25 protein-coding genes and 2 pseudogenes are annotated in these 25,382 nt (G+C 62.8%); 12 read left to right on the forward strand and 15 right to left on the reverse strand.

The window, feature by feature from the left end:
- Positions 1-80 precede the first annotated feature (80 nt).
- Complete coding sequence (locus P1T08_04655; protein MDF1595377.1) at positions 81-1,697, forward strand: acyl-CoA dehydrogenase family protein; 1,617 nt, start codon at positions 81-83, stop codon at positions 1,695-1,697.
- A gap of 1 nt (position 1,698) precedes the next feature.
- Here P1T08_04655 and P1T08_04660 read toward each other — a convergent pair whose 3' ends face one another.
- The 5 genes from P1T08_04660 to P1T08_04680 form a co-directional block, all read right to left on the reverse strand.
- Positions 1,699-2,670 carry a YihY/virulence factor BrkB family protein gene (locus tag P1T08_04660; GenBank protein ID MDF1595378.1) on the reverse strand — a complete coding sequence of 324 codons (972 nt, stop codon included), beginning with the start codon at positions 2,668-2,670 and terminating at the stop codon, positions 1,699-1,701.
- 51 nt (positions 2,671-2,721) lie between these two features.
- Entirely contained in the window at positions 2,722-4,671 is a 1,950-nt protein-coding gene (locus P1T08_04665; protein ID MDF1595379.1) for a thiamine pyrophosphate-binding protein, read from the reverse strand.
- Between the two features lie 73 nt (positions 4,672-4,744).
- Entirely contained in the window at positions 4,745-6,130 is a 1,386-nt protein-coding gene (gene gltA, locus P1T08_04670) for an NADPH-dependent glutamate synthase (GenBank protein ID MDF1595380.1), read from the reverse strand.
- A 62-nt stretch (positions 6,131-6,192) separates the two neighbouring features.
- Positions 6,193-7,026: a sulfide/dihydroorotate dehydrogenase-like FAD/NAD-binding protein gene (locus P1T08_04675; protein MDF1595381.1), complete on the reverse strand. Its 834-nt coding sequence runs from the start codon at positions 7,024-7,026 to the stop codon at positions 6,193-6,195.
- 154 nt (positions 7,027-7,180) lie between these two features.
- On the reverse strand, positions 7,181-8,482 hold the full coding sequence (locus P1T08_04680; GenBank protein MDF1595382.1) for an acyltransferase: 1,302 nt from the start codon (positions 8,480-8,482) through the stop codon (positions 7,181-7,183).
- Between the two features lie 187 nt (positions 8,483-8,669).
- Between P1T08_04680 and P1T08_04685 the strand changes: the two genes are divergently transcribed.
- Positions 8,670-10,964, forward strand: a complete 2,295-nt coding sequence (locus P1T08_04685; protein MDF1595383.1) for a TPM domain-containing protein — start codon at positions 8,670-8,672, stop codon at positions 10,962-10,964.
- Positions 10,965-11,024: 60 nt separating this feature from the next.
- Positions 11,025-11,456, forward strand: coding sequence for a CBS domain-containing protein (locus tag P1T08_04690; GenBank protein MDF1595384.1), 432 nt, complete (start codon positions 11,025-11,027; stop codon positions 11,454-11,456).
- A gap of 3 nt (positions 11,457-11,459) precedes the next feature.
- Here the strand turns inward: P1T08_04690 and P1T08_04695 are convergent, their stop codons facing one another.
- Positions 11,460-12,056 carry a hypothetical protein gene (locus P1T08_04695; GenBank protein MDF1595385.1) on the reverse strand — a complete coding sequence of 199 codons (597 nt, stop codon included), beginning with the start codon at positions 12,054-12,056 and terminating at the stop codon, positions 11,460-11,462.
- A gap of 176 nt (positions 12,057-12,232) precedes the next feature.
- Between P1T08_04695 and P1T08_04700 the strand changes: the two genes are divergently transcribed.
- From P1T08_04700 to P1T08_04710, 3 genes are all read left to right on the forward strand, one after another.
- Entirely contained in the window at positions 12,233-13,354 is a 1,122-nt protein-coding gene (locus tag P1T08_04700) for a glycosyltransferase family 87 protein (GenBank protein ID MDF1595386.1), read from the forward strand.
- Positions 13,355-13,462: 108 nt separating this feature from the next.
- A complete protein-coding gene (gene ftcD, locus P1T08_04705; GenBank protein MDF1595387.1) occupies positions 13,463-15,106 on the forward strand; it encodes a glutamate formimidoyltransferase in 1,644 nt (547 codons plus the stop codon).
- Entirely contained in the window at positions 15,103-15,480 is a 378-nt protein-coding gene (locus tag P1T08_04710; GenBank protein ID MDF1595388.1) for a hotdog domain-containing protein, read from the forward strand. The genes ftcD and P1T08_04710 overlap by 4 nt, the downstream gene beginning before the upstream one ends.
- Here the strand turns inward: P1T08_04710 and P1T08_04715 are convergent, their stop codons facing one another.
- The 7 genes from P1T08_04715 to P1T08_04745 form a co-directional block, all read right to left on the reverse strand.
- Positions 15,481-15,912, reverse strand: coding sequence for an RDD family protein (locus P1T08_04715; protein MDF1595389.1), 432 nt, complete (start codon positions 15,910-15,912; stop codon positions 15,481-15,483). It abuts the gene before it with no gap.
- Positions 15,913-15,925: 13 nt separating this feature from the next.
- The gene (locus P1T08_04720) at positions 15,926-16,324 is read right to left on the reverse strand and encodes a DUF2752 domain-containing protein (protein MDF1595390.1); all 399 of its coding nucleotides are present in this window, start codon (positions 16,322-16,324) and stop codon (positions 15,926-15,928) included.
- A 45-nt stretch (positions 16,325-16,369) separates the two neighbouring features.
- Entirely contained in the window at positions 16,370-17,701 is a 1,332-nt protein-coding gene (locus tag P1T08_04725; GenBank protein ID MDF1595391.1) for a thiamine pyrophosphate-dependent enzyme, read from the reverse strand.
- Positions 17,698-18,816, reverse strand: coding sequence for a pyruvate flavodoxin/ferredoxin oxidoreductase (locus P1T08_04730; protein MDF1595392.1), 1,119 nt, complete (start codon positions 18,814-18,816; stop codon positions 17,698-17,700). Before P1T08_04730 ends, P1T08_04725 begins: the two co-directional genes overlap by 4 nt.
- 56 nt (positions 18,817-18,872) lie before the next feature.
- Entirely contained in the window at positions 18,873-19,334 is a 462-nt protein-coding gene (locus P1T08_04735) for an NUDIX domain-containing protein (GenBank protein ID MDF1595393.1), read from the reverse strand.
- Entirely contained in the window at positions 19,331-19,900 is a 570-nt protein-coding gene (locus P1T08_04740) for a lysophospholipid acyltransferase family protein (protein ID MDF1595394.1), read from the reverse strand. The genes P1T08_04735 and P1T08_04740 overlap by 4 nt, the downstream gene beginning before the upstream one ends.
- Positions 19,901-19,981: 81 nt before the next feature.
- Positions 19,982-20,275, reverse strand: coding sequence for an HU family DNA-binding protein (locus P1T08_04745; GenBank protein MDF1595395.1), 294 nt, complete (start codon positions 20,273-20,275; stop codon positions 19,982-19,984).
- 158 nt (positions 20,276-20,433) lie between these two features.
- On the opposite strand from P1T08_04745, the gene P1T08_04750 reads away from it, so the two are divergent.
- Positions 20,434-20,904, forward strand: coding sequence for a GNAT family N-acetyltransferase (locus tag P1T08_04750; protein MDF1595396.1), 471 nt, complete (start codon positions 20,434-20,436; stop codon positions 20,902-20,904).
- A gap of 80 nt (positions 20,905-20,984) precedes the next feature.
- On the opposite strand, the gene P1T08_04755 is transcribed toward P1T08_04750, so the two are convergent.
- Positions 20,985-21,347, reverse strand: a complete 363-nt coding sequence (locus P1T08_04755; GenBank protein MDF1595397.1) for a hypothetical protein — start codon at positions 21,345-21,347, stop codon at positions 20,985-20,987.
- 100 nt (positions 21,348-21,447) lie between these two features.
- On the opposite strand from P1T08_04755, the gene P1T08_04760 reads away from it, so the two are divergent.
- From P1T08_04760 to corA, 5 genes and pseudogenes are all read left to right on the forward strand, one after another.
- On the forward strand, positions 21,448-21,624 hold the full coding sequence (locus P1T08_04760) for a hypothetical protein (protein MDF1595398.1): 177 nt from the start codon (positions 21,448-21,450) through the stop codon (positions 21,622-21,624).
- Between the two features lie 107 nt (positions 21,625-21,731).
- Positions 21,732-22,181 carry a DUF1003 domain-containing protein gene (locus P1T08_04765; protein ID MDF1595399.1) on the forward strand — a complete coding sequence of 150 codons (450 nt, stop codon included), beginning with the start codon at positions 21,732-21,734 and terminating at the stop codon, positions 22,179-22,181.
- A 13-nt stretch (positions 22,182-22,194) separates the two neighbouring features.
- Positions 22,195-22,302 (forward strand): annotated as a pseudogene (locus P1T08_04770) (hypothetical protein).
- A 142-nt stretch (positions 22,303-22,444) separates the two neighbouring features.
- Positions 22,445-22,631: pseudogene (locus tag P1T08_04775) on the forward strand (UPF0104 family protein).
- Positions 22,632-22,700: 69 nt separating this feature from the next.
- Positions 22,701-23,672, forward strand: a complete 972-nt coding sequence (gene corA / locus P1T08_04780; GenBank protein MDF1595400.1) for a magnesium/cobalt transporter CorA — start codon at positions 22,701-22,703, stop codon at positions 23,670-23,672.
- 33 nt (positions 23,673-23,705) lie between these two features.
- Here the strand turns inward: corA and P1T08_04785 are convergent, their stop codons facing one another.
- On the reverse strand, positions 23,706-25,370 hold the full coding sequence (locus tag P1T08_04785; GenBank protein MDF1595401.1) for a hypothetical protein: 1,665 nt from the start codon (positions 25,368-25,370) through the stop codon (positions 23,706-23,708).
- Positions 25,371-25,382 lie beyond the last annotated feature (12 nt).

Here is a 25,382-nt window from a genome sequence, read left to right on the forward strand (position 1 = left end):
CCCGGCACCCTGTTCGAACGCTCGATCAGAACCCAGAACCCACGAATCGAGAACGCCAACCTTGATCCCAAGGAGGATCCGTGCAGACGACTCACAAGGTTTTCAATCAGCCGCTGCCACTCGTCGACTACAACCTCTTCACAAGCGATCGGGCGCTTTCCGGGCATCTGGCCCGGTACCCGGTTCAATGGTCAACTGAGAGCTTCGTCGAGTTCGGCGCCAGAATCGGCTCAGCGGAAGTGATCGAGTGGGGATTCCAGGCCAACCGATCTGACCCGGTCCTCCATACCCACGATCCGGTCGGGAACCGTGTCGATGAGGTCGTCTTCCACCCCGCCTATCACTCTTTGATGGCGCTCTCTATGGAGTACGGCTTACATTCCCTGCCGTGGGAGGGAGAACCGGGTGCATATGTGGCACGAGCCACCCTCTTCTCTCTGATGGCACAAATCGAGGCCGGCCACGGTTGTCCGATCTCGATGACCACCTCCGTGGTCCCCAGCCTCCGTAAACAACCCGACCTCGCCGCCCGGTGGGAGCAGCGCCTGACCCGAGCGTACGATCCGTCCGCACAGCCGGCGGACCGTAAGACGGGTGTCACGTTCGGAATGGCCTTGACCGAAAAGCAGGGTGGTTCCGACGTCAGGTCCAACACGTCCACTGCCATCCCCATCGACGGCGGCTACTCGATCACGGGCCACAAGTGGTTCTGCTCTGCTCCGATGTCCGACGCCTTTCTCGTCCTGGCCGTCGCACCCGAGGGACTCACCTGTTTCCTTCTGCCGCGCTGGACTCCGGATGGTGTGCGCAACGGCTTCACTATTCAGAGGCTGAAGGACAAGCTCGGGAACCGATCGAACGCTTCGAGTGAAGTTGAGTTCTACGAAAGCTGGGCTGAGCGAGTCGGTGACGAAGGAGACGGTGTCCGCGTCATCGTTGAGATGATCAATCACACGCGGCTCGATTGCGTGCTTGGTTCGGCCGGCCTCATGCGACAGGCGGTTGCGCAGGCAACTCACCACGCTTCGCAGAGAACCGCGTTCGGCCGCGTGCTGGCCGATCAGCCGGCTATGGCTAACGTGCTCGCCGACCTGGCTCTCGAATCTGAAGCCGCCACCGCAGTGATGCTGAGAGTGGCCGGCGCCTTCGACAACAAGGAAGACGAGCAGGAGGAGTTGTTCCGCCGGATCGCCACCCCGGTCGCCAAGTACTGGGTCACAAAACGTACACCCGGCCTGGCCTACGAGTCACTCGAATGCCTGGGAGGGAACGGCTACGTCGAGGAGTCGATCATGCCGCGTCTCTTCCGGGAGAGCCCTGTCAACGCGGTGTGGGAGGGTTCCGGCAACGTTATCGCCCTCGATGTGCTGCGAGCGCTGCGCAAATCACCGGATGTCGCAGAGGCGTTCCTGGCGGAGCTGAGGCTCGCGCAGGGTGGTGACTCGCGCTTCGATGCGGCCCTCGACCATCTCGGTGAGTCGATCCACGGATTGGTGTCCGAGTCGGACGCACGCCGGGTCGTTGAGTCGATGGCACTCCTCCTCCAGGCGTCACTGCTGATCAGGTCCGCACCGCCGGCGGTAGCAGACGCGTTCGTGTCGTCGAGGCTCACAAACGACCGGGGCGGTCTCTACGGGACACTTCCCGGCAGTGTTGATCAGCGCTCAATCCTCGAACGGGCGACTCCGGCGATGTGACTCAGTTCCTACGCCGTCCGATTGCGATGCCGAGTAGGAGCCCGAACACGCCGGACAGCGCAACGCCTGAGGACACCTGGTCCTTCTGGCGCTGTCTGGGGGCCTGAGCGACCGGTCGAACTACGGCGCCGGACCGAAGGTGTCCGGCATAGACCTTGGTGAGCTCGGCTCCGAAGAGATAGACCTGCCACATCAAGTTGAAGAAAAAGAGCAGGATGGCGACGCCGCCGAGCGCACCCAGCGTGCCCTGATTCCCCACCATTCCGAGAATTGTTCCGACCAGGAAGGCAGCCGGGAGCCCCATCAGGGCGGTGGCGGCGCCACCACGCCGGGCTGCTCGCCAGGGAATCAGCACCGCCGTCATGATTTGAAATGTCAGGCCGACCACTGCCATGAGCAGCACCACCGAAACAATCGGCACACTCCACGCCAGCAGGGTTCGCAGCCAGCTCATCGCATCCGGCACCAGCCAACGATTCATGTATTGGATAGCGGCAACCGCCACCACCGGCGCGATGACCAGCACTGCCAGGACGAGCGCCGAGACGAAGGCCACACTCCGTTTCCACAGCCACGCGGTGAGGCCGCTCGTCCGGGCGGTCGGGACGTCGAAGATCTTGTTCAACACTCCTTGCACTTGCAGGAAGATGCCCGAGGCTGAGAACACAGTGAGGGTGATACCGATGCCCAGTGAGGCACCAGCCTGGCGCTTGGCGACTTCGAGTAGATCGGAGATCTGGCTCGCCACAGTTTCGCCTGCGGCAGTTTCGACCTGTCCGACGATGGAGTTCAACCGGCCAACGTCCTCGAAGATGAACCCGGCAATCGCCACGATGAGGAACATCATCGGCACCAGAGAGAAGAGTGTGTAGAACGACAAGGCGGCGGCGGCGCGACCCGCTTCATCCTCCCCGTAGGAACTGGCCGCCGCCTTGAGCGCCTCGACCCCTCGCCTCAGTCGTGTGGTATCCATGTTGCCAAGCAGGGTACCTTTGCGATAGGCCGATAGGCCCGAGCGTGACGCCTATGTTGCGAGTGCTGTGGTCGTCACTTCGACCAGTGTCGGCCCATCGGTCACGGCCAGCGCAGCGGTGATCGCCTGGCGCAGGTCTTCGGGTCGATCGACACGCCACCCACGAGCACCGCACAAGCGAGCGTATTCGGCGAAGTCTGGATTCACGAGTGACGTCCCCCAGATCGGACGCAGCGCCCCCACCTGTTCCCGGCTGATCTTGCCCAGTTCGGAGTTGTTGAGGAGCACGTGCGTTATCGGCATAGAGTATTTCACCGCAGTCGTGAGGTCCGCCAGGTACTGGCCGAATCCCCCATCACCCGAAATCGAGATGACCTTCCGTCCGGTTCCTCTGGTGGCAGCCCAAGCTCCCATGGCGGCGGGGAAGGCAAATCCGATCGAGCCCAGATACCCGGACATGAGTACATCCTGGTCGGCTCCAGACTCGAAATAGTGGCCGAACGCATACGTGTTGTTTCCAACGTCGACCGACAGGACCGCGCCGTCGGGCACCAGCGCAGACAACTCATGGAAGATAGCGGAGGGATGCATTCGTCCCTGTTCGTCGGTGATGGCTCTCCGCCGTTCCTTTTCGACACGCCACACCTGCTTTCGCCGTTCGACGTCGAGTCGCTGCTCGGGCCGGTCGGCCTGGTTCAGTCGGGTCGCCAGCAATTCGAGCGTCACTCCGATATCTCCCCAGACGGGGATGTCGACGGGGGCGAACTTGCCGAGCGTCATCCGGTCGTAATCAACCTGAATGGTTGGCACCCAATTGGCGATGCCTGAGTGATTTGAGAACGACGCCCCGAGCACCATTAGCGCGTCCGCCCGGCCCATTACCGCCGAGGCCACCGGAGTTCCCGACCGGCCGACCACCCCGCAGGCCAGTGGATGTGCATCCGGGATGAGTCCCTTCGCTTTGAAAGTTGTAATCACCGGGGCATCGAGGAACTCGGCCAGAGCGATGATCTCGGCGCGAAATGGGCGTGCACCGTTGCCGGCAACTATCACGGGTCGTCGCGCTCCGTTCAGCAGTTGCACGGCTTCGTCGATACCGGCGGCGGGTGGAGAGATCCGATGGTCGGCGACCCTCCCTGCTCGGGGGCGGGCCGGCGAATCGGTTCGCCCCGGCAGATTCTGTACATCGTCGGGAAAGATGAGGTGAGCCACGTCCCGCTGGACGATCGCATGCTTGAGCGCCAGCGCCATCAACTCAGTGGCATTTTCCTGACCGAGGACGGTCTGGCTCCACTCCGACACGGCCGCGTAGGCCTCGGCCAGCGGTATCTCCTGGAAGGCGCCGGGCCCCAGGACCTGAGTCTGGACCTGACCCGTCAGCGCCAGGATCGGAGCACGGTCGACCTTGGCGTCCCAGAGGCCGGTGAGGAGGTTTGTTGCCCCCGGCCCGGCGATGGCCAGGCAGGCGGCCGGGCGGCCGGTCAGCTTGCCGTATCCGCTGGCGGCGAAGGCGGCCGCTCCTTCGTGCCGGATTCCGAAATAGCTGAGCCTGCCGTCCTTCTCAGCACGCCGGAGGGCGTCGGCCAACCCGAGGTTGCTGTGTCCGACCATTCCGAACACGGTGTCGACGCCCCAGTCGGTGAGCACATCGACCATCTGATCCATCAGCGTCGGGGCCTCGTCCGCAACGGGCAACTCCACATAGAGGCCATCCGGGCGCAACTCGACCGGATAGGCAGTCGCCGCGTCCGTGAATCCCGGCGGTGGCTGTCCTGACACCGGGTCGTATTCGTAGCCGTGCCAGGGGCAGAGCAGGTATTCTCCCTCGACCTGTCCCTCTCCAAGGGGTCCACCCTGATGAGGACAGCGGTTGTCGAGGATGCCCCAGCCACTTTCGGTCCGGGTAACACACAGGGCGCGACCTCCCGCGCTGACCATCGTGGGCGTGTTCAACGCCAGATCGTCTGCGTCGAGCTTGAACCACGCCGACGTTGCTGCCACTTGGTGCTCCCCTCGTTGTGGTTCGACGTTAGCGGGCCCTGCCTTCATCGATCGGGTCGAGGTGGCCCGTCGCTCAGACCTGGTCGAAGTCACCGTTGGTGAGATACCGGTTGATGTCGGCGGCGGCACGGCGTCCGGCCCCCATCGCCAGGATGACGGTGGCACCGCCCGTCACGATATCGCCCCCCGCCCATACACTCTTCTTGGTCGTGCGGCCGCTCGCCTCATCGGCAACTACGGTGCCCCACTTCGTGAACGCCAACCCGGGGGCGTTTCGCCTGAGCAAGGGGTTGGCATCGTTGCCGATTGCGATGACTGCCACGTCAACGTCGATCTCGTATTCTCCGCCCTCGACCGGGACGGGACGCCGGCGACCGCTGTCGTCCGGCTTCCCGAGTTCCATCTGTTGGAGCCTGGCACTGGTGAGCCAGCCATCGTCCGTGCCGGAGAAACTCAGCGGGCTCGTCAGCAGTTTGAAGACGACCCCTTCGTCTTTGGCGTGGATGATCTCCTCGACTCTGGCAGGCATTTGCTCTTCCGCCCGGCGATAGATGATGGACGCTTCGGCCGCTCCAAGCCGGAGGGCCGTTCGCACTGCGTCCATGGCGGTATTCCCCCCGCCGAAGACCGCCACCTTCTTGCCTCGCACGTCGAAGATCGGCGTATTCGACCCATCCTCGTAGGCACGCATCAGATTGACTCTGGTGAGGAACTCGTTGGCGGAGTACACGCCGATGAGGTTCTCGCCGTCGATGTTCGTGAATTTCGGAAGGCCGGCGCCGACTCCCAGGAAGACTGCGTCGAATCCGTCCCGACCCAGCAGGGCGTTGATTGTTGTCGTCTGACCGATGACGGCGTTCGTAATGAACTCGACTCCCATCTGGCGAAGGCCGTCGATCTCAGCCCGAACAATCTCCTTTGGTAGCCGGAATTCGGGAATTCCGTACACCAGCACCCCGCCCAGTTCGTGGAGCGCCTCAAAGACCGTGACGTCGTGGCCGGCTTTGGCGAGATCGGTTGCACAGGCAAGGCCGGCCGGGCCCGAGCCGACAATGGCGACCTTCTTGCCGGTTCGGTAGGCCGGCACCTCAATGACGCCGAGATCGTTTAGCCGCTCATAGTCGGCGACAAACCGCTCGAGTGCCCCGATGGCGACCGACTCACCCTTCTTGGTGAGGACACACGCCCCTTCACACTGGTTCTCCTGGGGGCAGACCCGACCGCAGATTGCCGGCAGCGAATTGTCGAGTTTGACGATCAGGGCGGCTTCTGCGAAGTGCCCTTCGGCCACCAGGCTCACGAACAGATCGATCTCGACTCCAACCGGGCAACCATCCATGCAAGTAGGCGTCTTGCACTCCAGGCACCGCATGGCTTCGAGCCTCGCCATGTTCTCCGTGAAGCCGAGATTGACCTCGCTGAAGTTGTGGGCTCGGTCCGCCGCTTCTTGTTCGGGCATCCGGAGTCGAGCGATAGCACGACGTTCCCGCTTGGGTGGCCAGACATCGGGGACCTCGATGGTCACGTCTGGACCTGCTCGAGGAAAGCCTCTAGTCGGTTTCGCTCGAACCCAAGGTACGCCTTATTGCGCCTTTCCATCAGATCGAAATCGACCTCATGGGCATCGAACTCCGGCCCATCGACGCACGCAAATCGAGTTTCGCCACCGACACTCACCCGACACCCGCCGCACATGCCGGTTCCGTCCACCATGATCGGATTGAGACTCACGATCGTCTTGATGCCGAACGGCCGCGTCACATCTGCGACGGCGCGCATCATGGGTATCGGTCCGATCGCCAGCACCAGGTCGAGGGTTTTGCCCTCATCGATGAGCCCCTGCAGTTTCTGCGTGACGAATCCGTGGAAACCGTAGCTCCCATCATCGGTGCATGGATAGAACTCGTCGGAGATGTCCCGGAGCGCCGGTTCCATGATTACGTACTCCCTGGAACGACCTCCAACGATCGAAATCACGTAGTTGCCCGCACGCTTGAGGGCGACGGCCGTCGGGTAGGCAATCGCAGTGCCCACTCCCCCGCCGATCGACACGGCCGTTCCGAAGTTCTGAATATGCGATGGCATCCCCAGCGGCCCTGCTACATCATGGATAGAAGCCCCGGCCCCGAGCGTGTTCAAGTGTTTGGTTGTCTTGCCGACACCCTGGACGATGACGGCAATCCAGCCTCCGGATGCGTCACCGTCGGCGATGGTGAGCGGGATACGTTCACCATCCGCGGCTACTCGGAGTATGACGAACTGTCCGGCCCGGCGCGAGCGAGCGATCGACGGTGCCTCGATGCGGAAGTACTTGACGTCAGGCGCCAGAAAGCGTGCCTCGAGAATACGAAACATGATTGAGCCCATCAGGCAAACGACATTCTTCATCACGCATATTGGCGGGCAACCGGGGCAATACCCAGTGACCAAGGTCCCAACGGCCCCTCCGTGCGACCCGAACGGAGTCGAAAACCCTCACATAGACACCCGGCGGTCGGCCGGTGCACAGCTATTGGCTGGCCCGGCGGCGCACGCCGAGCATCCAGGCGCCGGCGACGACCGCCACCGCAGGGACGAAGGCGACACCCGTGGTGTCCGGAGTGACGAAACCGTCAAGAGCCAGCCGGGCGAAGCCCCACATGACGACCAACACGCCCGCAACTACTCCGAGGAGCGCCGCCGGTGCAGACGGGCGGTTCTCTTCGAACTGCCCGAAAATCCCAACTAGTCCCGCCAGCGGGAGGAGCAGGATGGCGAACCAGAGCGGGCGAGACCACCACCACCCGGCACTGAGCGGCTCTATTCCAAAGCCGATTCCATCGAGCCATATGGCAAGTCCCAGAACCGACACCATCGCGGTCATATGCCACAAATAGACGGTCATGATCCGGCCGTTGCCAGCGATCACAACTGCCCATGGGAACGGGCGTTCGAGCCAGTTCGAAACGGGCCGGCTGAACACCAGCATGACCCCGATTTGCAGCACGGCGAGCATCATGAGAGCGATTGTTGGAGGGAGGTTGTTGGTCCATTCGGATCCCGGTACGCCGACCATGCTGACCGGGTAGGGACCCGGGCCGGTCAAAGCAACGAGACCGGCGTAGCCCGCTCCCGCCAGGGCCAACGAGCCCACCCGGCTCCGCGGCAGCACATCCCGTTGCCAGAGGACACCGAGCTGATGGATACCAAGCCAGACGAACAGGAAGTTGGTCCAACCGACCACCGGCACCCCCATTCCATGACCAAGCCAATCGACGGCTGCGGCAATGCTGAACAGCCCGGCCGGCACCGCCCATCCGAATCTGCGGTCGAGTTCGATCATGATCGGAGCCAGCGCAACGACACCGATGTACACCGCCAGAAACCAGAGGGGAACCGCAACCACCTGCGTCCCGATCCGTAGAAGGCGGGCGTCCACGCCGGCCGTGACCAGAGCGAACGTCACGGCTACCCAGGCGCCGGCCAGGATCATCGTCGGCCGGAGCAGCCTGGCCGTCCGGCCCTGAAGCCAGATGGCGTACCCGTGCCCGCCCCGTCGTGCGGCGGACCAGGAAACGGCGTTGGCGAAACCTCCAACGATGAAGAACACGGGCATCACTTGAAGAACCCAGGTGAGATACTGCATCTTCGGCGCGGCTGCCAGCAGATGATCAATCTCAACTTCGCCGTCACGAACCAACACGACCGCCATCAACCAGTGGCCCAGTACCACCACCGCGATCGAGAAGAGCCGAAGGAAGTCGATGTAGCGATCTCGCTCCGGCGGTGTCCGGTCGGCCATGGTCCTGGCTCGTTTCCACATGGTCTGCATTGGCTCCTCCTGAATTCCGGACCCTCAGAAGACCAGATGTGGGCGGTTGCTGCATCGGGGGCCCACCCTGGTTTCCGGGTCGGGGATACCTGGGCTCTCTCCGGGTCTGCCGCCGGCGCGGCTAGCGTGATTGGTGGAACCTGAAAGGAGCCTCGTGCGGTTGCGGCTAGCCCTGACATTTGTCCTGATGTCGACACTGCTCCCGGTGGCGGCATTCGCCCAGACGACCATTGAGTGCCCCGCGTTTGAAGGCATCACGTGCGATGGCGCCGTCACCGATACGACCGGGATGATCCAGGACGACGCCGGTCTGGAAGAAGCGGTCGGGCGTCTCGTCGCGACGTACGGGCACGAAACGGCCGTTGTCGTCGTCGACGGCACCGGCGGTCGGTCGGTCGAGGAATTCGCCATCGACCTTGGGGACGCTTGGGGGGTCGGCGATCCGGAGCGCAACGATGGGATCGTCATCGCCGTCGACCTCGCCTCACGTATCACGACTATCCAGCACGGGCCCGGCCTCAACGATGTCCCGCGGGATTTCGATTCGATCGCGGCGGTGGCCAACAGCTTCTTCGCAGCCGGCAACTTCGACGGTGGCCTGCTCGCCATCATCGGTTCCTTGGATGAAGCCCTCGCCGCGTTCGCGGCCGGCGAAACAGCTTCGAGCAACACGGTCGGTGAGGTGATGGAAGGCTTCACGCCCGATCAGACGACCACAAGCACCGGGGGCGGGCCCAACCTGGCGATCATCGGCGGAGCTCTGGGCGTGGCATTGCTCGGCGGCCTCGGTGTAACCGGCGTAGCAGTGCGGAGTCAGCGCCGTACCCGCACCCGCCGCCTGCGCAAGGAACTCGTTGACGGAGAACTCGCCCGTCTCGACGTTGCCGGCCACGAGCTCCCCCTGCTGCGGGACTTTCTCATGGAGGTCGAGGTCGCCACGACCGAAGCGTCGACTGCGGACATCGTGAGGGTCCTCACCGACGTGGCGGAGATCCGGCGACCCGACCTCGATGCTGCGGTTGAGGCGGCCCACCGTCACCGACTTCTCAACATCATCGACCGGGACCGCATGATGGGTGCTGCCGAAGTGCCCCTGGAGCTTCAGGTCGCAGGCGAGAGAGATGTGCTCGAAGGGGCAATACAGGCCGCCGCCAGGGAGTCGCTGGAGATCGACCTCGACGATGAACCCACCTTCGAGGTACGACGCCGCGAGCTGACCGACTTGGTGGACGGGTTACGCCCCTACCGGGTGGCTGAGGCCAGGGCCCGAGTGGCGGCCACCGTGGACCAGCGACTGGTCGAGACTGCGATCGGGCATGCATTGCTCACCGACCTGGGCGAGCGGTTCTTGAAGGTTGCTCCGGTACTCCGCGAGACGCCGCAGGTGGGGGTGGCGTTGGAAACGCTGGAACTGGCGTATGCGACGGCGCGGGCCAAGACGGATGCTCTCGAGACCCTATATGCACAGTTGCCCGCCTCTTCGGCTCGACCGGCGGTCGCCGCCGCCCTGGCCGACCTCGAACCCGACGCCGATCGGGCCTTTGCCCGCTATGAACGGGTCCGACAGGAACTCGACGAAAAGGCGGCCGACCTCAAGCAGGACGGACTCGACGTCGCCGCGATTGCCGCACTGCTGTTGCTCAACCGGGATGAAGGGTCCGTTCCGGAGTTCCTTGCCGCGTATAGCCGCAATCGGGACGAGCAACTCACTCCCTCTGAATCGGTGGAGTATGCCCTGGTCGGGCTCTCCAATCCGCGCCGGGTGGCGGCGATCCGGGAACAATCGAAACGATTAGGGCTTCCCGTTGCCATCACGGCCGCGCTGCTCGAGCGACGCACCGACGGGGTGGCCGTCTATCAGGAGTTGCTCGACGACCTGGCAGAAGTGGGCCTCACCGGCGATACCCGGCGGACAATCGCCGGGATTCTGGCCGTATCGCTCGAGCCTGCTCAGGCAGTTCGCAGATGGTCGGAAGCCAGAGATGCTCTGGTGGCTCTGGGACTTGAGGGATCCTACGCCGACATCGCAGCAGCCTTCGGCGCCTCCGATGCACGCGGACCCCGGGAGTTCGCGCTGGCCTATGCCGCCCAGCGCCAGGCGCTTTCCCGCTCCTCGATCGACGACGCCGACCGCTTCGCCCCCGAACTAGCCCATACCGGCACGTCGCGCCAGACCGATACATGGACGGGACGTCCCATCCCGGCCAGATTCGGCTCCTTCGATCCCTTCACACTGCTCTTCTACCACTGGGTCATTACCGGCGGTCATTCCGGCAGCTATGGCTGGGAGCCCGTCTATCAGGATACTTCCTGGGCCAAGGACACGAACTCGTGGTTTGGCGGGTTCTCGGGTGGCGGATTCGGCGGTGGCGGAGGTGGTAGTTCAAGCTGGGGCGGCGGCGGATGGAGTTCCGGCAGCTTCGGTGGGTTCAGCGGCGGTGGAGGGTTTTCCGGCGGCGGCGGTGGATCTAGTAGCTGGTAACCCGTCACAGCTGCCGACGATCGGATACGCTTGCGTATCGGGACTCAATGGAGGTATGCAATGGCGACGATCGGTGATGTGATATCGGAAAAAGGCTCGGACGTGGTTCGCATCGGGCAGGAAAACACGGTCTTTGAGGCAATACGGGCAATGGTCGATGCCAATTGCGGGGCGCTTCTCGTGACCGAGGACGACGAGATCGCCGGCATTATCACCGAGCGTGACTATCTTCGCCGAATCGCTCTCGAGGGCCGGACGTCCAAGAAGACCCTTGTGAAAGAAATCATGAGCGCCCCGGTCTTGTACGTGGAGCCGTCTTGTGATGTCGAAGAAGCTCTGGCTCTGATGACAGACCGAAGAATTCGCCACCTGCCGGTTGTCGCAGACGACAGCTTGAAGGGCATCGTTTCCATTGGGGATCTCGTCCGATTTCAGACCAAGGAACAGAGCTTCCACATCCAGTACCTCGAGGAATATATCTCAGCCCGGTAGCGGTCATTCCGGGGGCAATTGCCAAGGGTTACCCTCGATCATTCGCCCGCGATCTCGCGCGCCACGACGGGTCACGGGAATCTCATACCCGGAATCCCCGGCGAGACGCCCTCGGTCCCGTTCCGTGAGGTCGGCGTTCGTCACGTTGAGAAACCGCTCAGCCTCCGGATCAGATCGTGCGTCGGTTCCTCGAACCCTGGCGAGGAAGGCGCGTCGATCGGCCCGTTCGGCACGCCAGCCGTCCTCTGCAGTTCGCTTCCCCGCTCTTCCGGTCGTCCAACCGGCCAACAGGAGTGCGAGGGCACCCAGTCCGCCTAATCCGGTCGTGGTGAGACTCCCGGCGCCGAACGCCAGCACTCCCAGCGCACACCGGATGTCGACCAGGTCGTCTTCAGACAACGCGAACTCGACCGCGGCCGTGCCCGCCAGCACAACCCCAAGGAATGAGGCGGCCAACCCCATAGCCCAGGGGATCAACCCGAACGTCATCGGTCCGGAGAAGCTGTGGAATCCGGCGAAGAGCCCAAGCAGAGCCGATGCTGCCAGCAGGACAACCGTCAGCTCGCGATAGCGTGCTTGGAAGGACGGGCAGAGTTTCATGCCTGCGCAAACTGATGATGGATGACCAACATGGGGGATCTCAATCGACAGGCAAAGCTTGTCGCTTCTCTCGTGGTTTTCACGTCTGTTGGTATTGTCGGCATCACAGGAGGTTTCGTGAAGCTAATTGAGTGCGTTCCGATCACGCGTGCGCCTAGAAACGCGCTCATCCACGCATGATCGACCGCCGATGGCGACTCAAGCGCTATCCACAGGCCGTACTCCTGGCGTTGCTAGCCGGATGGGCATTTGCCGTGGCGGTTGGCTCCGACAAACCGGCGGACACCGGACTCCTCGGGGGCGACTATCCCGCCTTCTATGTCGCCGGATCCATCGTCAACGAGGGCCTGGCCGATCGCCTCTACGATTTCGAGCTGCAAGCTTCCATGCAAGCAGACCTGGTGCCGGACGGGTTCCTACCGTTTGCATATCCACCGTTTGCCGCTGCTGCCTACGCCCCGTTGGCGCTCCTGCCATATCGAACCTCGTACGCCCTCTTCACCATCATTTCGTTCTCTGCACTCGCATTGGCGATCTGGCTCCTTCGCCCGATCACTCCGCTGGTTCGCGATTACCCGTGGATCGCTATGGCCGGTGCCGCCCTGTTCTATCCGATGCTGCGCGCGATCATCGGCGGCCAGAACACCGTGATCAGTCTCCTGATCGTGGTGGGCACCTGGCGGCTGATACGCGCCGACAGGAACTTCACAGCCGGTATCGTCCTCAGCCTTCTTGCCTTCAAGCCACAATTCCTGCTGCCGATCCTTGGAGTGGTGTGGCTGGCTCGAAAGCATCGCGCCGTGTACGGGTGCCTGGCGGGCATCGGCGTCCTCTACTTTGCCGGCGTTGCCCTGACCGGTTGGTCCTGGCCGATCGATTGGTGGTCCGAAGCGACCTCATTCGCGCTTGCCAACGATGCTGTGAACGGCCTGAATTTCGTGACCTGGCACCAGTTGGCGCTTTGGCTCGACGTCGAACCGGCATGGATCGCTCTCTCATCGGTAACGGCAGGGTGGATCGCCTGGACTGCCTACCGACATGGAAGGAGCGACCTGTCGGGCGTCTTAGCCATGACCTTGCCCGGGGCTGTGCTGCTGGCGCCTCATGCGCTCTTCTACGACGTGGGACTCGCTCTCCCTTCACTGTTCATACTGGCCGACCGGCGCAACGGGCGCGTCGCCGTCGTCCTGTGGATCGCCGGCCTCACTCACCTGCTCGGTTCCGCCCTCGGCTTCAACCCCTTGATATTCCTGCTTCTGTTCATGGTCATCGCCACCCGGAAAAGCATCCGATCATGAACTGCCCGACTCATCCCCGGTCGTTGTCAGCCGCTCAGGGTTCTGTGGATGCCATGCTCGAAGTGGTCCGCGACGGCGCGCTGTATCGTCAGCGCGAAAGGAGGCCTTGTGAAGCTCATTGAGTGTGTCCCCAATTTCAGCGAGGGGCGGGACCGGACCGTCATCGGGGAAATCACGGATGCCGTGGGGCGGGTTGAGGGTGTCCGGCTGCTGGACGTCGACCCGGGGGCAGCCACCAATCGCACGGTAGTGACGTTCGTCGGACCTCCGGAGGCAGTCGAGCGGGCCGCATTCTCGGCAATCAAGCGCGCCTCTGAACTGATAGACATGCGCACCCATCATGGAGAGCACCCGCGAATGGGGGCGACCGACGTTTGCCCCTTTGTTCCGCTCGAAGGAGCGTCGATGGGCGATTGCATCGAGATCGCCAGACGGCTCGGCGAGCGGGTTGGACGCGAGCTAGCGATTCCGGTCTTCCTCTACGAGCATGCCGCTCCGGAGGGTCGCCGGTCGCTGGCCGATGTCCGGCGGGGCGAATATGAGGGTCTCCAGCATCGAGCGCAAACACCAGATTTCGGTCCGACCTACAACGCCTCCGCCGGAGCCACTGCAATCGGCGCACGGCAGTTCCTCATTGCGTACAACGTCAACCTCAATACCAAGGACCGCCGGCTCGCCCATCGGATAGCCCAGGCCGTACGAGAGCTCGGCACGCCCCAGCGCAACGAAGACGGCACAGTCCAGAAGGATGCCAACGGACAGACCGTGTTCGAACCTGGCCGGTTCAAGGAGGTCAAGGGCGTCGGCTGGTATATCGACGAATACCGGCGAGCGCAGGTGTCGCTCAATCTGACCGATTTCTCGGAGTCGCCCCTGCATCTCGTCTTCGACGCCTGTCGAGAAGAGGCCGCCAAACTCGGGCTTCGGGTGACCGGTAGTGAGCTGATAGGGCTGGTGCCCCGCCGAGCCCTCCTCGCCGCAGGTGACCACTACCTGACGGCCCAGGGGGCAACGACGGGCGCCCCGGAAGCCGAACGCATCCAGACTGCCGTCCTCTCGCTGGGATTGAATGAACTGGCGCCGTTCGACCCGAACACCAAGATCATCGAGTATGCCTTCGCCGATCGGCCCGGAGGTCTGGCAGGCTTGCCCGTTGCCTCTTTCGTGGACGAGCTCTCCACCGCCACGCCGGCTCCCGGTGGAGGGAGTGCCGCTGCGCTAGCGGGTGCCCTCGGCGCCGCGCTCTCCGCAATGGTGGCGTCGCTCACCTACGCCAAGCAGGGTATGGAATCAGAACGCCCGGAGATGCAAGACCTCGGCATCACTGCTCAGGATCTCAAAGACTGGTTTGTTTCTGCGATCGATCGCGACACTGATGCATTCAATGCCGTCCTCAGCGCCAGGCGTCTGCCGCGCTCAACACCGGCGGAAACCGAGTACCGCCTGGCGGCGATAGCAGCGGCGGACCTCGGTGCAACCCTGGTTCCACTCGAAGTGCTCGAACGAAGCGTCGACGCACTCGAACTGATCTTGACGGCAGCCAGGAGAGGCAATCCGACGTCTGTCACCGACGCCGGTGTCGGTGGGTGGTGCGGGCTGGCCGCTGCGGAGGGTGCTTCCATGAACGTGCGGGTCAACCTGAACGGACTCGGGGGTGAACACGCCGGACTTCTCCAACGTCACGACACAGCACTCCGCAAGGCGCGAGAACTCGCCGCCGAGATCACGCGGTCGGTAGAGGAACGCCTATGAACGAATTGGTACCCGGGTTGTCGGGGTCCCACCAGGCCGTCGTGGCAGAAGCCGATACCGCCATTGCCCTCGGGAGCGGATCGGTGCCGGTTCTAGCTACTCCGCGCCTCGTTGCCTGGTTGGAAGCGGCAGCCGTTGCCGCCCTCGCCTGCGCCATCCCGGACGGCTCTACCACCGTGGGAACCCACATCGATCTTCGACACACGGCACCTACGGCCGTCGGTCGGCAGGTCGACGTCGTCGCCACCGTCTCCTCAGTAGAAGGGCGCACGATCGCGTTTGAACTTCAGGCCCAAGACGGCGGCAAACCAATCGCCTCCGGTCTGCATCTCCGCGTAATCGTCGACGCGGAGAGGTTCCTCAACAGCCTTTGATCAGGCCTTGCCGGGCCATTCGCTGACTGGATACGACGCCACGGGAACTACTACGGAATTAGCGAACTTGTCATGCCAGGTCTGCTTTTCGGGATCCCACAGCATCCAGAGGTAACCGATGAAGCACGCAATACCCGACACGATCTTTCCGATCACCCGGATGAAGGCGCCGGCGTAGCCGATGCTGGTTCCGGTCTGCATTCCGACAACCCTGATCGACATCGCTCGCTTGCCAACGGTCTGTCCCGAGGGGCTTCCCTCCAAATACACGTAGTAGCCGTAGCTGACTACCGCCCCGATGAACGATCCGAAGAGACCTACCCTGCTGAGAATCCCGGTAGCCACGCCAACCACAACCGCATCGATGATGGCGGCAATGAGCCTCTCACCGAAGCTCGCTCTCGGGCCTGAAGGTGCTGCGGGTACTGTCATGCTCTCTCCCTTGTTAGATGAACCCGTATCTCGACAACTCGAACGCCCACATCGCACCGAGGGACACAAGGACGAACGGCATGGAAACCCTTACGCTGGTCGGTCGGCGGATGAGCAAGAAGAGAGCGACTCCGACCGCGACGATGCCGGCCGGGTTAGCTACAAAAGCTTCTGCAAGATCGAGGTGTACCGTGGCAGTGACGCTCGTGGTCATTCCACAGAAGGGGCACGGCACACCCGTCACCGCCCGGAGGGGGCACAGAACTCCAAGCTCCATCGGTATCAAGGGTCTTATGAGAGCCAGAAGCACCATCAAGCCGCCGGCGAATCGGAGGTCGCCCGCATCTATGCGGTTGGATGCCATCCACCAGCCGCGGGACCGGTGCCGGCGCAACGAATGCGCTATTGCCACGAACCGAGGATACTGAAGACGCAGGCGGACTCGCGGGATAACGGCCTACTTCGCGGCCAGCGCCACACCGTGGGCGACTGCCGCCAGATTGCTCTCGCCGAACGGGCCTGCGGCGACGGCCGACCGGAGCGCTTCGATAGGAATCACGCCGCTGTGCTCAACGACCGCGGCCAGCACCACTAGAGCTAGATCTCCTTTCCCGATCCGCCCGGGCAGGGTGGCCGGATCGAGCACCACGACCCGGGCCGGTGTATCGATAGTGGAGAATTCCGGGAGGACGTACACAACGGCATCCCCGGTCATTCGCGCCGCCCGCTTGGCCACTTTCCGATACCCATCGTCCGTCAGTACCACGAGCACGTTCGGCTGCTCGGATCCGGCGTAATCAATCGGCCGATTCGCCAGCAGGAGCCTGGAAAGGCTGTGCCCCGTCTTGACCGTGACGGGATAGTCGTCGCGTTGGGAGGCATAGAGACCGCTCTTGATCGCCGCGATGGCACCGATCCGGACGGCGGAGCGCACACGCCCACCGGCAGATCCGGCCATCTCGATCAGGAACGGGTGATCGAGTTGTGCCGTCCATTCGGAGGGGATCGGCTGTGGCCCATCCGGGGGCCGACCTAGGGATGACAGTCCGGCCTCACGAATGGCAACCGTAAACTCCGGTCGACCGTCCCGGTACAACACGCCGGTCTCGAAGCCAAGCTCTTCGAGGGTGGAATCGATGGCCCGTCTGGTGAACTGATTGGACTTGACGAAGTAGGCCGTGCACAGCTCCCAGATATCGAGCAGAGCGAACGATTCTGACAAGATGGCTTCGCTGATTCGCTCAGTCAGGTCGGTGTCGAAATTCGTGCCGCGCCAGACGTATCCGGCACCGTTGACCCCAACCGACGCGCAGATGTCGAGCGGACGTTCGGGATTCCCTCCGGGTGTCGTCGAGGTCACGGCTCCCGTCGGAGTGGTCGCCGAGTGCTGTCCGCCGGTCATTCCATAGTTGAAGTTGTTGAACACGAGCACCGTGATCCCTATGTTGCGGCGGGCGGCGTTCAGGAGATGCGTGCCGCCGATGCCGGTGCCTCCGTCACCCATCACGACAATCACCGTCAGTTCGGGTTGCGCAAGCTTGATCCCCGTTGCGTAGGTGACCGAGCGGCCGTGCAAACCATGAAAGGCACTCGTGATGAAGTACTGGTCCGAGAGGCCCGAGCATCCGATGTCGCTGACGATGACCGTTTGGGCAGGATCGACCTGCAGTTCGACCAGCGCCGCGTTCAAGTTGTCGAGAATCGACTTATGTCCGCAACCTGGGCAAAACGGGTACGGGCTGTCATTCCGGTAGCTACCCAGTGGCGTGATCGTCGTGAGGATGCTCATATCAGGACCTCGAGGAAGTCGGCAGGCGTGATGAGAGTTCCGTCATTTCGGTGCACACCGATCACCTCGGTGCCCGGGCCGGCCAGGCGCTCGATTTCCCTCCGGTATTGCCCATGATTGAGTTCGCCGATCACCACGCGGTCGTGGCCCTCGAGGATGGCCCGAATCGCCGTCTCGGGGACCGGCCAGATGCTGTGCACGGTGGCGGCCGAGACTCGTCGCCCATCCGCCCTGGCGATCCGCACGGCTTCGCGCATCGATCCGGCGGTGATCCCGTACGACAAGAAGGCGGTCGTGGCTTTCGGATCGAGGTCGGTCGCCACCAGGTCTATCTCATCCTGGTGAGCATGGATCTTGGCGACGAGGTGTTCGTTGAGGGCACCCACCGTCGCCGGGTCCTTCGAGATGAAGGCGCGTTCGTCGTGGGTCGAACCCGTGAATCGTACGATGGCCGGATCACCGTAGGTGGCGACCGCTCCGACGGCATCCGGCGGGTCGTATGAGTACGGGGGTTCGATCGATGTCTCGGCCGAACGTCGGGAGCGCGGTCGGACCTCAACTCTCTGATAGTCCTCGATGTCTACGGTCGTGGCGGTGAGATTCAGTTCTTTGTCCGTCAACAAGAACACCGGACAACGAAACCGCTCGGCCAGGTCGAATGCCTTCATCGTCAGCGTGTAGCACTCGGGAACCGTAGAAGGGGCGAGCGCGATGATTGGATAACCGCCGCCGGTTCCCCACCGGACAAACTGAATATCGCCCTGGGCGGCGGTCGTCGCACCTCCGGTGCTCGGACCCAATCGCTGTACATCGACGATCACGAGCGGGACCTCACCCATCACGGCCATTCCGATGTTCTCTGAGTAGAGACTGATGCCGGGGCCGCTGGTGGCAGTCATTGCCCTAGCGCCCGCCATCGTTGCGCCTATGCACATACCGATAGAAGAGATCTCGTCTTCGCCCTGAATCGCCACTCCCCCGCGCTTCGGCATCTCGCGGGTCATGGCGGTGAGGATTTGCGAAGCCGGAGTGATCGGATAACCGGCGAAGAAGTTGCACCCGGCGTCTACCGCCCCCCTGACGATTGCTGTGGATCCATCTGTGAGTTCTCGCACGCCCTCATTGTCATAGCAGGCCACTCGTGGAGCGTAGGGGCGAAGGGCCCGTCTCGCTATCCGGTTGCCAGAAGCGTCAGACGATCGAGGAACTCTCGCTGGGCCGGATTCAGCTTCACCCCGGCGGTCTCGAGGTCGAACCAGGCGCCTCGGTCGACCTCCGGGACCTCGACCATCAGGCCAGAACCAGGCGGCCACTGCATTGTGAATGTATTCGACTGGATCAGGTCCGGATCGAGGTCGCCCTCCACCGCCCAGGCGTGCACCACCTTTCCGGCTCTCTGCCGCACGCTGCCCAATGGCAACTCGTTTCCTCGATCCGGCATGACCCCGGTCTCTTCTGAGAACTCGCGATGGGCGGCCGACAAGCGATCCTCGGCACCGGCAAGTTCACCTTTGGGAATGCTCCACGCTCCCAGATCCTTCGTCGCCCAGAAAGGTCCTCCCGGGTGAACAAGGAAGACCTCGATCGCACCCTGCCGTCGCCGGAACAGGAGCAGTCCGGCGCTCTCTTTCATTCAGGTTGGTTTTCTTCTGCCAGGCGGATCGGCGTCTCGTTGCCTGGTCTGACACCCTCGACGCCCTCATAGAAGGATCGCAAACGATCCATATCATCTGAAACACTGCCGGAGACCCGGATCGGCGGTCCGATCGTGGCTACCCGCGCCGGCCCGTTCACCGACGCAGGAACAATCGGGACACCTGAAGCCTCTGCAATCCGATAGAAGCCAGATTTCCAGGTGGCGGCCCTTGACCGGGTTCCCTCAGGAGCGATTACCAGAATCATCGTGTCGGCTTGCTCGAAGGCTGCGGATACCTGCTCAACCAGTCCCTCCGGGCGGTTCCGATGGACCGGGATACCTCCGAGCTTGCGCATCAACCAGCCGAGGGGTCCCCAGAACAGGCTGTCCTTTCCGATGTAGCTGGCACGGCGGCCGAAATGGCCTAGAACCCCCAAAAAGACGACGAAATCGAGATTGGACGTATGAGGCGCGCCAAGAGCAACAAACTTGGGATCCGGGGGAAAGGAGCCCTCTATCCGCCATCCGCGCAAACGGAGGTACGTCTTAGCAAGCCAGTACACAACACGATGATCGCAGGAAAGCTCGGGAAATGACGAAGTGCCCCGCCATCAGGCGGGGCACTTCAGATCGAATCAGTTCGTTCAGTCGGCGACGCGGTCCCGAAGACCCTTGGCCGGCTTGAAGGTTGCGTACGTCTTGGCCGCAATGGTGATCGTCGCGCCGGTTGCCGGATTACGGCCCTGGCGCGCCGCCCGCGACTTGGTTCCAAAAGAACCGAAGCCTGAAATGGCCACCTTGCGTCCGGCGTCGAGTTCGACGGCAATGATTCCTTGACCAGGCTCGGACGAGAAAATCGCGTCGATGACCTCAACAGCCTTCGCTTGCGTCAGGTCCGTCTTCTTGGCGAGCTTCTTCGCCATCTCCGTTTTGTTCATCCACCCCTCCTAGGAGTTCGAAACTGTTGACGATCCAGCGCCGTCGTAGGAGACGATAACGAATAGTCCAGCAAAAGTGGGGGATATCGCGATATCTGAACCTACGCAATCGTGGGTCGATCTACCATCGATCCGACGCCAGCCGAGGACCTCGACCGATGATCCGACCCCTCCTGCGGATGGAACGTCCGACCGATGGCATCGGCCGGCCGCCACCGCACGGCTTCAGGATCGATCGATACGAGCGGTCGAGTCACCATGCTGCGATCCCGAACCTGTACGCGGCGGCTTTCGGCAAGGATCCCTGGCCTGATGATTGGGACGTGTTCGACGAGTTCGATCCACACGGCGTCATGGTGGCCGTCGAGGATGCAACTTGCTCGGCAGTCGGATTCGCCATCAGCTTCAAGCGCTCCGATTTCGGTTACGTCAGCGTGGTTGCGGTCGCACCTGCCTACCGGCGACGCGGCCTCGCCTCGGCGCTGGTCGGCTCGGCCGCCGCCTACCTCCGCTCACTGGGCCTGCGGTTGGTTCGGATCGACGCATGGGAAGACTCACCGCCGGCCGTGCTCACCTACGAGCGGCTCGGGTTCCTGATCTACGACCGGCGTGACGAAGTGGACGACTAGGACCAGACGACTTACTCGTCCTGGCCGGGCCGGCGCGACGACGGGGCCGACCGTGGGCGGCCCCGTCTAGTCACTCAGATTCATTCCTGAGGTGTGTCTGTCTGTCCTTTGAGCACGGCCTTGACACCACCGACCCCGGTGGCGGCGACGTCACGAACAGTGTGCACTGCGGCTTCGCCGATCTCCTCTGCTGCTTCCAGTGCGCCGGCGGCAGCAGCCGAGGCGACATCCTCGAGGCTCAGCCCGACATCCTTGGCGCCGGAAATGGCACCAGAGATCGCACCCGCGGTCACGTCGGCAATATCGGCCCCAGCCTCCCCGGCTCCCTGGACCAGTCCTTTAGTCGTGTTCTGTATGTGCGTATAGGCGTCGGCAACCGAACGGAGGCGATCATCTGGGCAACCAGGCACGGGGTGCTCGATGACGGATCGAGTGAGACCCACGCTTGAGCCCACCGACCGCACGGATTTCACAAGAGACACGGGCGGACCCGACCCGAGAAGAACGCCTACAGGAATCGTGCGATTGTCCGATTGACTTCGCATGTTGGCCGAACTCATCGATCTCGGGCTCACTGCGCTGGCGGTGATGTGGCTCCTGTTCGTTGGCCTGGTTGTCCACGCTGGTTGGATAGCCGGTCCGGCGATGGACGAGCGAGTTGAAGAAGCCCCGCACGTTTCCGAGGTTCAACTGCCGGTGCTCAGCTCTCGAAGCGCCTGACCCTCCGCAGGATCTCCGCGTAGCTCCCCTCTCTGCAGCTGTGGACGCTTGTAGCGTCACTATCTGGTGTCACTCGAGTGAAGCAGCTTTCCGAAGAGGAGTTTCAGATGGAGCGGAATTGGGCGATCTATCTTGCACGACGGTTGTGGGATTTCCATCCAGGGGTGCGCAGCGGGAACGAGCTAACCATGGGCGAACGCGCCGCCGATCGGCTTCGCAACGGCATGGGCTCATGGGCGTTCGTGTTCGTCACACTCCTGTTCCTGGCGACGTGGATGGCGTTCAACCGCAACACGGGTTTCGATCCGTATCCATTCATCTTGCTCAACTTGCTGCTCTCCTGCGTTGCGGCGCTGCAGGGGGCGGTCCTACTGATTGCCGCTCCCGCGCCGACCAGATCTCCGCCGAACTGGCCCTCCACGATTACAGCACCAACAACGAGGCTCTCGAACTCATCCGCAAACTCGAGGAGATCACCAAAGACATCCAGGTACGAGTCGGCGGAGGCGAACCGCCTGAGGGACCACGCTGAATGGATGATTCCGTGCCGAGCATGATCGAGCTATCGGCATGAGTGGCGAGGCCGTGCAAGCCCCCGGGTGGCCGGGCATCGTGCCGACCTGGACATCCAGCGCCAAACAGGGAGTCGGAGCAGCTGTGTCGGAGGCCAGTCGCGTCTGATTCACGCTAAGTCACGGGATTCTCAACGAGGTGTTCGCGGCCGTTGAAGGCATGGCGATGGCACTCGCCTGTTCATCAGGGTGGATCAACGCGTCCGCGGCTACGTCGGAATCTCCGACGGATGGCAGGACGTGTCGAAACAATCGCCTCGCTTGCCCCTACACCGGGAGGCCTGGGCGCACTGGAAGCAGCTCTGGTGGCCGGACTCACCGCGGGCCGGTACCGCAGTCGGTGGAGTTCTCGTGTTCAGGCTGCTGACCTTCTGGCTGCCGATTCTCCCTGGTGCCTGGATGCTGAAGAGCCTTCGCAGCCGCGGACTCGTTTGACCTACACCGGTTGGAACGCGTTGGCACGGCAGTCATCGATCCACGGCGCGTTCCTGCCACAATGGGCCGGTGATCATCGACTGCGCTATCTACGACAACGGTGTGCGCCGACCGGGTGACCAGCCGACGGTAGGAGTCCGACGGGCGGCCTCCCAGCCGGGCTCGTTCGTCTGGATCGGCCTCTACGAACCGACCACTGAAGAATTCGACGCCGTTCGCCGGGAGTTCGACCTGCACGAGCTCGCCGTCGAGGACGCCATGAAGGCGCACCAGCGGCCCAAACTCGAGGTCTACGACAACACGCTTTTCGTCGTCTTGAAGAGCGCTCGCTACATCGACCTGGAGGAGGAAATCGAGTTCGGCGAGATCCTTCTCTTCATCGGCGACGATTTCGCCGTCGTGGTCCGCCACGGCCAGGCGAGCGGACTTACCGAGGCGCGCCTGAGCCTCGAACGCGACCCGGAACTGCTCCGGATGGGCCCACCCGCCGTGCTGCATCGAGTAATGGACCGGGTAATCGACGATTACGTCCCCGTCGTCGATGGACTGGGCAAAGACATCCAGGAGGTGGAGAAGGAAGTGTTCTCCACAGAGTGGACGAATCCCGCCGAACGGATCTATTTCCTCAAACGGGAAGTCCTCGAATTCCAGCAAGCGGTGGCCTCGCTGATCGATCCTCTCAATCGCCTCGGACGAGGATTCTTCGAGGTGATCCCGGACGATATGCGAGAGTATTTCCGGGACATCTCCGACCATGTGCTGCGCTTGTCCGATCAGGTGGCCGCCTACCGCGACCTCCTCACCAGCGTGCTCGAGGCGACCCTCACCCAGGTGAGTGTCCGCCAGAACGAGGATATGCGCAAGATCTCGGCCTGGGTGGCGGTGGCAGTGGTCCCTACCCTGATCGCCGGCGTCTTCGGCATGAACTTCCAGCGAATGCCCGGCGTTGATGCCAGCTGGGGGTTTCCCGTCGTCGTAGGTCTCATGGCCCTCGTGGCAGGAACCCTCTACGGTCTATTCAGGCGAAGCGACTGGCTCTAGCCGGCGTCACCGGACGCATGGTCGCTGCCCGGCCTACGGCTGCTTCCCATCCGGACCGGTGCAGTCGCCGAACCGTTTCAGATCCGCTGCCACCGCTACCCCACCCCGTTCTTCCGCTTCGGCCCGCAGCTTCTGGGCGTCGTCGAACCTGCCCCGGTGCTCGTACCAGCAAGCCACCCGGATCTTCTCCTGCGCGTAGATGATCGGATATTCGGAGTGCCAGCCGACCGCATCTACCTCCGTGTCTTGCGCGCCGGGAACCAGCACGAGGTGGAGCACGTCGGCATGTACGACTTTCCACTCACCGCCGTTCACGAGTTCGGCCATTCTCTCCTGCACATCGGGGAGGCGCAGCTCGGCGACGATCCACGAGGGCTGCCACTCCTGGATCTGCCCGGCCAGCACATCCGGATCTTGCATGGCCTCGACGCTCTCCAGCAGGAAGGATTTCGGGTACGTTTCCCAGCGGGGATCCACGAATACTTCGAACCCCTCCCAAATGAGCACATTGGCCGCCGCCCACCCGATGTTGAGCATGCGGCCTTCGGGTTGGTGTTCGTCGAGATAGTCGATCGTGGCGTCCGGCCACTCCCCTACAGCCCGGCCAATGCCGTACTGGTTGCGAAGAAAGGAATCGGGTGAATTGAATGTGGTGGCAATGAGGAACGTACAAGCGATGACGGTGATAACCGAAGCCGCCGCACTGAGGAGACGAAAGGGGACCGCTCTGGGCTCTGCTCGAATGAGCCATCGGACGGCCACACCCATGGTGAGCACACTGAAGAACCCAATTCCTCTCAGTGCCGCCACAACGAGCACAACAGCCAGAACCAGCAGCGCCGCCTCAAACCACAACCAACGACCGTAGCTTCGGATGCCCGCGTACAGCACAACGCCGAGTGCCACGATCACCACAACTGTTGCGATTGGGTCGGTCCATACCGGAGCCAGTTCAGCCGACTGAGCAGCTCCAGTAGTGGCTCCCTGTGTCAGAACCGTCAAGATCGACTGGTATGGAATCAGCAGTGAACGCACCCCCAGCGGCGTGATCAAGCTCGCCAACACCCCACCGGCGAAGAGCGCGAGCGGTTGGAGCATGGACTGGTCTCGGTCTTCGTCTGAAAAGCCGAGACGAGCGGAGACACGCCGTGAAAGGGCAACGTGAATGACGAAGGCGAGTTGAACCATGAGCCCGATCGCGAATAGAGGGTGGGAGTTTGCCCACATCCATTGCAGAAATATCGCCATACCCACCCATCGCCAGCGCTCGTCCCGGCGCAGTCGATCCAAGCTCACCAACATCAGTGCAAGGAACAGCAGGCTGAGCACTTCCGGCCGCAGGAGAAGATGGCGTTGAACACCGAGAACCCCGACCAGCCAGGCCGGCGCCATACGTGCCGCGCTGCTCCAACTTCCAGCCCACCGAATCCACACTGCCAGAACCGTCGTCCACAACGCACAGGTCACAAGCGAGAGTCCGCCGAATCCCACTAGCCGCCATGTGACATACAAGATCCCCTGGAAGAGGGGGTACTGCTGATAGAGCGCGTAGTCCGGAAAGGTCCAGCTGAACGTATTCGTCGTTGGGAAGACGCCCTGCTCGACAATGAGTCTGCCCGTGGCTAGGTGCACCGGGACGTCGACCATCTTCACCTTGAGCAGAGATACCGCCACCACCAACATGGAGACTGAAGCCAACCCAGCCCATTG

It is taken from the genome of Acidimicrobiia bacterium, assembly GCA_029210695.1.
In the GTDB taxonomy this organism is placed as follows: domain Bacteria; phylum Actinomycetota; class Acidimicrobiia; order Spongiisociales; family JAHEDJ01; genus JAHEDJ01.

Bases quoted from the DNA above. Each gene is read 5' to 3' on its own strand.
- P1T08_04760 (MDF1595398.1), top strand. From the start codon at position 21,448: ATGTTGGCCGAACTCATCGATCTCGGGCTCACTGCGCTGGCGGTGATG.
- P1T08_04735 (MDF1595393.1), bottom strand. From the start codon at position 19,334: ATGAAAGAGAGCGCCGGACTGCTCCTGTTCCGGCGACGGCAGGGTGCG.
- P1T08_04715 (MDF1595389.1), bottom strand. From the start codon at position 15,912: ATGACAGTACCCGCAGCACCTTCAGGCCCGAGAGCGAGCTTCGGTGAG.
- P1T08_04745 (MDF1595395.1), bottom strand. From the start codon at position 20,275: ATGAACAAAACGGAGATGGCGAAGAAGCTCGCCAAGAAGACGGACCTG.
- P1T08_04660 (MDF1595378.1), bottom strand. From the start codon at position 2,670: ATGGATACCACACGACTGAGGCGAGGGGTCGAGGCGCTCAAGGCGGCG.
- P1T08_04690 (MDF1595384.1), top strand. From the start codon at position 11,025: ATGGCGACGATCGGTGATGTGATATCGGAAAAAGGCTCGGACGTGGTT.
- gltA (MDF1595380.1), bottom strand. From the start codon at position 6,130: ATGCCCGAACAAGAAGCGGCGGACCGAGCCCACAACTTCAGCGAGGTC.
- P1T08_04700 (MDF1595386.1), top strand. From the start codon at position 12,233: ATGATCGACCGCCGATGGCGACTCAAGCGCTATCCACAGGCCGTACTC.
- P1T08_04765 (MDF1595399.1), top strand. From the start codon at position 21,732: ATGGAGCGGAATTGGGCGATCTATCTTGCACGACGGTTGTGGGATTTC.
- P1T08_04680 (MDF1595382.1), bottom strand. From the start codon at position 8,482: ATGCAGACCATGTGGAAACGAGCCAGGACCATGGCCGACCGGACACCG.
- P1T08_04675 (MDF1595381.1), bottom strand. From the start codon at position 7,026: ATGTTTCGTATTCTCGAGGCACGCTTTCTGGCGCCTGACGTCAAGTAC.
- P1T08_04750 (MDF1595396.1), top strand. From the start codon at position 20,434: ATGATCCGACCCCTCCTGCGGATGGAACGTCCGACCGATGGCATCGGC.
- P1T08_04725 (MDF1595391.1), bottom strand. From the start codon at position 17,701: ATGAGCATCCTCACGACGATCACGCCACTGGGTAGCTACCGGAATGAC.
- P1T08_04710 (MDF1595388.1), top strand. From the start codon at position 15,103: ATGAACGAATTGGTACCCGGGTTGTCGGGGTCCCACCAGGCCGTCGTG.
- P1T08_04685 (MDF1595383.1), top strand. From the start codon at position 8,670: ATGTCGACACTGCTCCCGGTGGCGGCATTCGCCCAGACGACCATTGAG.
- P1T08_04695 (MDF1595385.1), bottom strand. From the start codon at position 12,056: ATGAAACTCTGCCCGTCCTTCCAAGCACGCTATCGCGAGCTGACGGTT.